This is a genomic window from Neobacillus kokaensis (assembly GCF_014656545.1).
In the GTDB taxonomy this organism is placed as follows: Bacteria; Bacillota; Bacilli; order Bacillales; family Cytobacillaceae; genus Neobacillus; species Neobacillus kokaensis.
In genome coordinates, this window is record NZ_BNDS01000049.1 from 8,486 (window position 1) to 16,231 (window position 7,746).

Below are 7,746 nucleotides of genomic sequence, written 5' to 3' on the forward strand. Positions count from 1 at the left end.
GACTTGGGTATTCCTCCGTATGACAACAAAAAATAATTTATCATATAAAACACCCTAATGTCAACTAAATTGTAAAAAAAAATCGGGCGGAGCGATACCGCCCGATAAAGAGTAAATTAAACCGGCTTAATAACCTCACGGCCGCCCATATATGGACGCAGTACCGTTGGAATGATGACACTGCCGTCTTCCTGTTGATAGTTTTCCAAAATAGCAGCAACCGTGCGGCCTATCGCGAGACCAGAACCATTTAGCGTATGAACATGTTCAGGCTTTGCTTTCGGATCGCGGCGGAAACGGATATTCGCTCGTCTCGCTTGGAACGCTTCAAAATTACTGCAAGAAGAAATCTCGCGGTATGTGCCATAGCTAGGCAGCCAAACTTCGATATCATACTTCTTCGCTGCCGTAAAGCCCAGGTCAGCGGTACACATGCTTAAGACATGGTATGGCAGTTCTAACAGCTGTAATACCCGCTCCGCATTATTGGTCAGCTTTTCAAGCTCAGCATAAGACTCCTCCGGCTTAACGAACTTCACAAGCTCAACCTTATTAAATTGATGCTGGCGGATCAAGCCTCTTGTATCACGCCCGGCAGAACCTGCCTCAGAACGGAAGCATGCACTGTAAGCAGCATATTTAATCGGCAATTCCTCACCGCTGATGATTTCATCACGATGTAGATTCGTCACAGGTACTTCAGCTGTTGGAATCAAGAAGTAGTCTTCACTTTCGATTAAGAAAGCATCCTCTTCAAACTTCGGCAGCTGCCCTGTCCCCGTCATACTTGCGCGATTTACCATGTATGGCGGCAGCACTTCTGTGTAGCCATGTTCATCTACATGTAAATCAAGCATAAAGCTCATTAATGCACGTTCAAGTCGAGCACCAAGCCCTTTATAGAATACAAATCGGCTTCCGGTCACCTTACCCGCACGTTCAAAATCAAGGATGCCTAAGTGATCGGCAATCTCCCAGTGCGGTTTTGCTTCAAAATCAAACTCACGAATTTGACCCCATTTTCTAATTTCAACGTTGTCATCCTCTGATTCACCGACTGGGACGCTTTCATGTGGAATATTTGGAATGCTTAATAACAGCAGCTCCAACGATTCTTCTACTCCTCTTAACTCATCATCAAGCGTTTTAATCCGGTCACCTACTTCACGCATTTCTGTAATCAAGTGATCGGCGTCCTTCTTCTCACGCTTTAAAGCTGCAACCTGCTGAGAAACTTCATTTCGTTTTGATTTAAGCTGTTCAGACTCCACAATCAGCTCTCGTCTTTTGTGGTCCAGCTCCTCAAACCTTCCTAAATCTGTTAAATCTTCACCACGATGCTGCAGCTTTTCCTTTACTTCAGCAAAATTGGCCCTTAATACTTTTATATCGAGCATGTTTTTGACACTCCTTTTCTTCTTTATTAATGGATTTCTGCGGGTTTGAGTAATATATCTGCGAGTTTGGGTAATATATCTGCGACTTAATGCTATATATCTGCGAGGTCGTTTAAAATACGCTATAAAAACAAAAAAACTCCCGCCCCAAATACAGGGACGAGAGTTACTCGCGATACCACCCTGGTTGACAGCCAAAACTGTCCACCTCAAAAAATTAACGGTTTCTGTCCGAAGATACTTACTGGCCCCTTGATGGAGACGTTCCGTACCTTGCTCGAGGAGGGATTCACAAGCATCATTCACCGGTTCACACCAGCCACCGGCTCTCTTAAGAATAGATCTCTTGTTACTAGTTCCTCTCATCGCTTTGTTCAATATAATTTTGTATTAATTAATTTACTATAAGTATCTCTTAAATGCAACCAAATTATTCCGGTTAGACAAGCTGTTTTTGTTTTGCTTCTTTAACCATCTCAACAAAGTATCCAGTAAAGCGATGGTTCTCTGTTAGCTCCGGATGGAACGAACATCCGAGGAATTGCCCTTCACGTGCAGCAACAATGCGGCCATTGTGTTTAGATAGAATTTCAACATTCTCTCCAGCTTCAACAATGTGCGGTGCACGGATAAATACTGCAGGGAACGCTGAAGCGACATCTTTAATCGCGAGGTCGGCCTCAAAGCTGTCTACCTGACGGCCAAAGGAGTTGCGTTCAACCGTAACGTCCATCACACCGATATGCGGCTCGCTGTAGCCGACAAGATTTTTTGCTAAAAGGATCAAACCGGCACATGTCCCAAACATTGGCTTCCCTTCTGCAGCAAAGTCCTTCAACGCATCCATAAAGTCATACTTATCAATTAAACGACGCATGGCAGTGCTTTCTCCGCCAGGGAGAATCAAGCCATCTATCTCTTTCAGCTCTTCCTTATGCTTAATGGCGATCGCCTCTACTCCACATGCTTCAACTGATTGAATATGCTCACGGACAGCCCCTTGTAATGCGAGAACGCCAATCTTTATCATAAAAATACCCCTTTGTTTTGAAAAACAGAACTTTTTTTCAAAAGTTCTGTTTTAGTGAATTTAAAGTTCTTCTTATTTAGCAGCAGCGCCTATGCAAGGCACTTTCGCTTTGCTATTCTACCAACCGCGGTCTTGCATGCGGTCAGCTGGTGCCAATGATGAAATTTCAATCCCTTTCATCGGTGTCCCTAAGTTCTTAGATAGTTCAGCAATTAATTTATAATCTTGGTAGTGTGTAGTTGCTTCTACAATCGCTTTTGCAAATAAAGCAGGGTTTTCTGATTTAAAAATCCCAGACCCTACGAATACACCGTCAGCGCCTAATTCCATCATTAACGCTGCATCAGCAGGAGTTGCTACACCACCGGCAGCAAAGTTAACAACTGGAAGGCGGCCAAGACGTTTAATTTCAAGAAGGATTTCATACGGTGCTCCTAAAAGCTTTGCTTCAGTCATCAATTCGTCTTCGTTCATAGCAACGACTTTACGAACTTGTGCATTTACTTTACGCATATGGCGGACCGCTTCAACAATATTACCAGTTCCAGGCTCGCCTTTTGTACGAAGCATAGAAGCGCCTTCGCCAATTCTACGAGCAGCCTCACCTAAATCACGACAGCCACAAACAAAAGGAACCGTAAACGCATTTTTATTTAAATGGAATTCTTCATCAGCAGGAGTCAATACTTCACTTTCGTCAATATAATCTACGCCCATAGCCTCAAGAACTCGTGCCTCGACAATATGACCAATTCTAGCTTTAGCCATTACTGGAATGGAAACAGCACCCATTACTTCTTCCATAATTCTTGGATCTGCCATTCTGGCAACACCGCCAGCAGCACGAATATCGGAAGGAACCCGCTCAAGAGCCATTACCGCTACTGCGCCAGCCTCCTCAGCAATCTTTGCCTGCTCAGCATTCACGACATCCATAATGACGCCGCCCTTTTGCATTTCTGCCATACCCCGTTTTACACGATCCGTACCTGTTAACATTTCTGAAAAATCCCCCTTCTATTGCTAATATTAAGAAAAATCTCCCTAGCTTGAAAACTATCATTTTAAATAGTAGAAAAATTCATTCCATAAAACCATTAAAGCAACAAAAAAGGATTCCTGTCAAGGCAGGAATCCAATCTTTTATCCATCCAAATTTTGATAGTTTTTAAAAAGCTTTAAAACCAGCCTTTTACCGTAGAAGAAATGCCTCCCCATACATCCCCAAAGAAGCTTCCAATTCCTCTCATCATTAACACAAACCAATTGGCTTTCTCAACATCTTGAGCAGCAACTACATCTACTTGAACCTTCTTTTGCCCCTCTGCTGTTAAGTATTTAATTTTATCACCATTTTTAGGCTCAATTGTTATATAGCCGATTTTTTCACCTTTATTAATAGGCGCGGTTATTTCACCGTTTTTGTTAATCTTCTTTTTATCCAAAACTAATACTGGTTTATAATTGTCTTTCTCGCCATTTTCAATCACCATATCAATGGCTGACTTTGTATAAATTTTAACTTGGTCCTCTTTCCCTTTAATAACGGGAAGAGTTTTATGTCCCTTTACTTGATAGTGTTTTGGAACGACTTCTTCTTTTGTTGTATTGCTAAAGGCATAATCCAGCATTTTTCTTGTTTCATCAAAGCGAGACTTATAATCGCCTTTACCATTGGCATTCGTAGCATTCTGAACAACGGTAATAAATCGTTTGCCATCACGGCTTGCTGTACCTGTAAAGCAATAGCCGGCAAAATCAGTTGTCCCTGTCTTCAGTCCATCCATTCCTTGGTAGCCATAAACAAGGGAAGGCAGCATCCAGTTCCAGTTCTTCATGATGATTCTATCATCTGTTCCTTCACGAAACACCTTCATAGGAGTGCTAGCAGTTTTTAAAACATCAGGATATTCGTTGATCAAATGAAATGCTAGTGTTGCTACATCATTTGCGGACATTACGTTTTCATCCTCAGGGCCCGTACCTTCTGGCTGTTCACCATGATAATCTCTATTATTTAATCCTGAAGAGTTTACAAATTTAGTATGTTTTAAGCCTAACTTTTGGGCTTTTTCGTTCATCATTTTAACAAAGTTCGACTCTGACCCGCCGATAATTTCAGCCAAAGCAATGGTTGCACCATTAGCAGAATAAATTGCCATAGCCTCATATAATTCTTGTACTTTATATTTTCCATCCTTGCGTAACGGTACATTCGATAAGTCTCTTGGCTGTGACATTTTATACACTAGGTCACTGACATTATATTCCTGGTCCCATTTCACTTTTCCACGTTTCACCGCATCAAGGAGCAGATATTCAGTCATCATTTTGGTCATACTGGCAACTCCAAGTGGACTGTCAGCATTTTTTTCATATAGCACTTTGCCTGATTCTGCATCAACTAATATTGCCCCATCTGCATTTACATTTAAAGCCGCTTGTGCATTTGCCTGTCCCGCTCCGCCAAAAAGGCTAAAAGAAAGTGTCAGGGCAAGCGCACTAGCAGCTAATTTTCGAAAAAACTGTTTTTTCACTGTTATGCCCTCCAACGTTTTAGTACACCTTGGTTATTTTAACACAACTCCAAAGTAAATCCTAGACAGAGCATCCGCCTAACTTATTTCCTTTTTAAAATGGGACTTTTTGAGCAGAACGCTTTGAAGAGGTTTTTTTGCAAAAAAAAAGAGAAGGCTGAGCTTCTCTTTTTACATAGAATAGTTTGGTGCCTCTTTTGTGATTTGAACATCGTGTGGATGGCTCTCTCTTAAGCCGGCGCCAGTCATTCTGATAAATTGTGATTTTGTTCTTAACTCTTCAAGGTCTTTGGTACCGCAATAGCCCATTCCGGAGCGTAATCCGCCAATCAACTGGAAAATGGTATCAGCTAAAGGTCCTTTGTAAGGTAAGCGCCCTTCAATACCTTCAGGGACAAATTTCTTATTATCTTCTTGGAAATAACGGTCTTTTGAACCCTTTTCCATTGCTGCAACAGAACCCATACCTCGATATACTTTAAAGCGGCGTCCTTGGAAAATTTCAGTTTCTCCAGGGCTTTCTGTAGTACCTGCTAAAAGACTGCCAAGCATTACGGCATTTCCTCCTGCAGCCAATGCTTTCACGACATCACCAGAGTATTTAATTCCACCATCAGCTATAATCGTCTTGCCGTGTTTCATAGCTTCCGTTGCGCAATCATAGACCGCTGTAATTTGCGGTACACCTACTCCAGCAACAACGCGGGTTGTACAAATTGACCCTGGGCCAATTCCAACCTTGACTACGTCAGCTCCTGCTTCGATTAAAGCTTTTGTTGCTTCAGCAGTTGCTACGTTACCAGCAATAATTGTTAATTCAGGAAATGCGTCTCTAATTTGTTTTACTGTATCAAGAACACCTTTTGAATGCCCATGGGCTGTATCTACAACTATAGCATCGACGTTGGCCTTCACAAGTGCTTCCACTCGTCTCATTGTATCCTTGGTAACCCCAACAGCTGCACCTGCTAGCAAACGGCCTTGCTGATCCTTAGCTGAGTTTGGAAACTCAATTACCTTTTCAATATCCTTAATGGTAATTAACCCCTTTAGTACTCCTTGCTCGTCAACAAGCGGCAGCTTTTCAATCTTATGCTTTTGTAAAATTTTCTCTGCTTCAGCTAATGTTGTACCAACTGAAGCCGTAATTAGATTTTCCTTTGTCATCACATCGGAGATTTTAAAGGAATAATCTTCAATAAAACGAAGATCCCTGTTGGTAATAATGCCGATTAGCTTTTGCTCCTCGACATTGTTCACAATTGGAACCCCGGAGATGCGATATTTCCCCATTAAATGCTCGGCATCAAAAACCTGCCTGTCTGGTGTTAAGAAAAATGGATCCGTAATAACACCGCTCTCAGAGCGCTTAACCTTTTCTACAAGCTCTGCTTGCTGCTCAATGGACATGTTTTTATGGATAATACCTAAACCGCCTTGACGGGCCATCGCAATCGCCATTTCTGATTCCGTTACCGTATCCATCCCAGCACTAATAATTGGGATATTAAGTTTTACATTAGGCGATAATTCAACCTGTAAATTAACATCTCTTGGAAGAACTTCTGACTTTCCAGGAACTAATAACACATCATCAAACGTTAAACCTTCTTTTGCAAACTTATTTTCCCACATTTTTACGGCCTCCAGGACAAAAAATATTATTTGTAGGTTATCAATTGGACAAAATACTGTCAAGGGACATGCACTAAGTTAGATTATTCTGAAAAAAAGGTGGTATAATTTGAACATTAATCAAAATGACTGGACCAGCTTTTCAAGGTTTTTTTCTGCTGAATATTGTCAAAGTTTCCTAAAAACATGTTACCAAAAAAACAATATTGAAAATCCTGAAGCAAAAAGTTACGACAACTCATATTCTTTTCTTTATTATTTGGAACATGGTCAAATATATTATCAACAAGCAGAAAAAGCACCACTTATTTTAAAACCAATTTTGCTTTTTTATGGCCTCGTCCATTTAATTAAGGCCTGCATATTAACGACTGATCCCGCTTATCCTGAATCAACAGCCGTTTTAGCTCATGGCGTGTCAACACGAAAGCGAAAAAAGCAAAATTATCTCTTTTTTCAAGACGAAGTCAAGCTTCAAAAAAATGGACTTTTCCCCTATATGTCTGAAAAAATGTTTCACATGAAACAACTGGAAGGCGAAAAGGTCGTAATGGAAGATTTATTGCAGCTTATCCCGGAACTAAATGAGTTATTCCTTTTACACGAAAGTAAAAAAATTTTTGAACCGTTACATTCAGTTGGGGAACAATATACTCTTTCTGACACTATATTAGATTCATACCATATGACAGAAAATCGCTTTAAAGAGTTTTTTACAGCAAAGATGAACAATAATGTGCAATTTTCCGACAAGGGGATCTCTTTTACAATATCGGAGAATTTTGGAGTTTCAAATGTTATACCGCTAAAATTTCATCTTGATGAGAAGTACTGGGCACTTCCATTACATAAAAATAAGTTTTCTGACTTTCCTGAGCTGCTCATTCATTACTTATTACTTTACAATTTAAGTATGATAGCCCGTTATGAAACAGAATGGTGGAGTGAATTAACAAAAATGATGCCTAATCGCGACTACCCTTTTATCTACTCATTTTTGCAAATCACTTTAAAAAAAGGCCCGTTTTTAATTTATCAATATTTAACAAAATCAAAAACATAGTCGCTAAGCTGGATTTAATTGTATATAGTAAAAAAGACAATCATTTCTGATTGTCTTTTTGTTTGCCCGGCAGCGTCCTACTCT

The 7,746-nt window shown here is 40.5% G+C and carries 6 protein-coding genes and 1 other annotated feature; of the genes, 1 reads left to right on the forward strand and 5 read right to left on the reverse strand.

The window, feature by feature from the left end; all coding sequences use genetic code 11:
• Positions 1-116: 116 nt before the first annotated feature.
• The 5 genes from serS to guaB all read right to left on the reverse strand — a co-directional run bounded on the left by serS (position 117) and on the right by guaB (position 6,599).
• Positions 117-1,397, reverse strand: coding sequence for a serine--tRNA ligase (gene serS / locus IE222_RS25745; protein WP_191277240.1), 1,281 nt, complete (start codon positions 1,395-1,397; stop codon positions 117-119).
• A 152-nt stretch (positions 1,398-1,549) separates the two neighbouring features.
• Positions 1,550-1,772 (reverse strand) — a binding site (T-box leader).
• A 64-nt stretch (positions 1,773-1,836) separates the two neighbouring features.
• Positions 1,837-2,427, reverse strand: a complete 591-nt coding sequence (gene pdxT, locus IE222_RS25750; protein ID WP_191277241.1) for a pyridoxal 5'-phosphate synthase glutaminase subunit PdxT — start codon at positions 2,425-2,427, stop codon at positions 1,837-1,839.
• 117 nt (positions 2,428-2,544) lie between these two features.
• On the reverse strand, positions 2,545-3,426 hold the full coding sequence (gene pdxS, locus IE222_RS25755) for a pyridoxal 5'-phosphate synthase lyase subunit PdxS (protein WP_191277242.1): 882 nt from the start codon (positions 3,424-3,426) through the stop codon (positions 2,545-2,547).
• Positions 3,427-3,605: 179 nt separating this feature from the next.
• Positions 3,606-4,964: a serine hydrolase gene (locus IE222_RS25760; RefSeq protein ID WP_191277243.1), complete on the reverse strand. Its 1,359-nt coding sequence runs from the start codon at positions 4,962-4,964 to the stop codon at positions 3,606-3,608.
• A 171-nt stretch (positions 4,965-5,135) separates the two neighbouring features.
• A complete protein-coding gene (guaB, locus tag IE222_RS25765) occupies positions 5,136-6,599 on the reverse strand; it encodes an IMP dehydrogenase (RefSeq protein WP_191277244.1) in 1,464 nt (487 codons plus the stop codon).
• 109 nt (positions 6,600-6,708) lie between these two features.
• Between guaB and IE222_RS25770 the strand changes: the two genes are divergently transcribed.
• Positions 6,709-7,662 (forward strand): YaaC family protein, encoded by a 954-nt coding sequence (locus IE222_RS25770; protein WP_370465093.1) that lies wholly within the window; start codon positions 6,709-6,711, stop codon positions 7,660-7,662.
• Positions 7,663-7,746: the final 84 nt, after the last annotated feature.

Excerpts from the sequence above, each read along its gene's own strand:
- serS (WP_191277240.1), bottom strand. The coding sequence starts at position 1,397 with ATGCTCGATATAAAAGTATTAAGGGCCAATTTTGCTGAAGTAAAGGAA.
- pdxT (WP_191277241.1), bottom strand. The coding sequence starts at position 2,427 with ATGATAAAGATTGGCGTTCTCGCATTACAAGGGGCTGTCCGTGAGCAT.
- pdxS (WP_191277242.1), bottom strand. The coding sequence starts at position 3,426 with ATGTTAACAGGTACGGATCGTGTAAAACGGGGTATGGCAGAAATGCAA.
- guaB (WP_191277244.1), bottom strand. The coding sequence starts at position 6,599 with ATGTGGGAAAATAAGTTTGCAAAAGAAGGTTTAACGTTTGATGATGTG.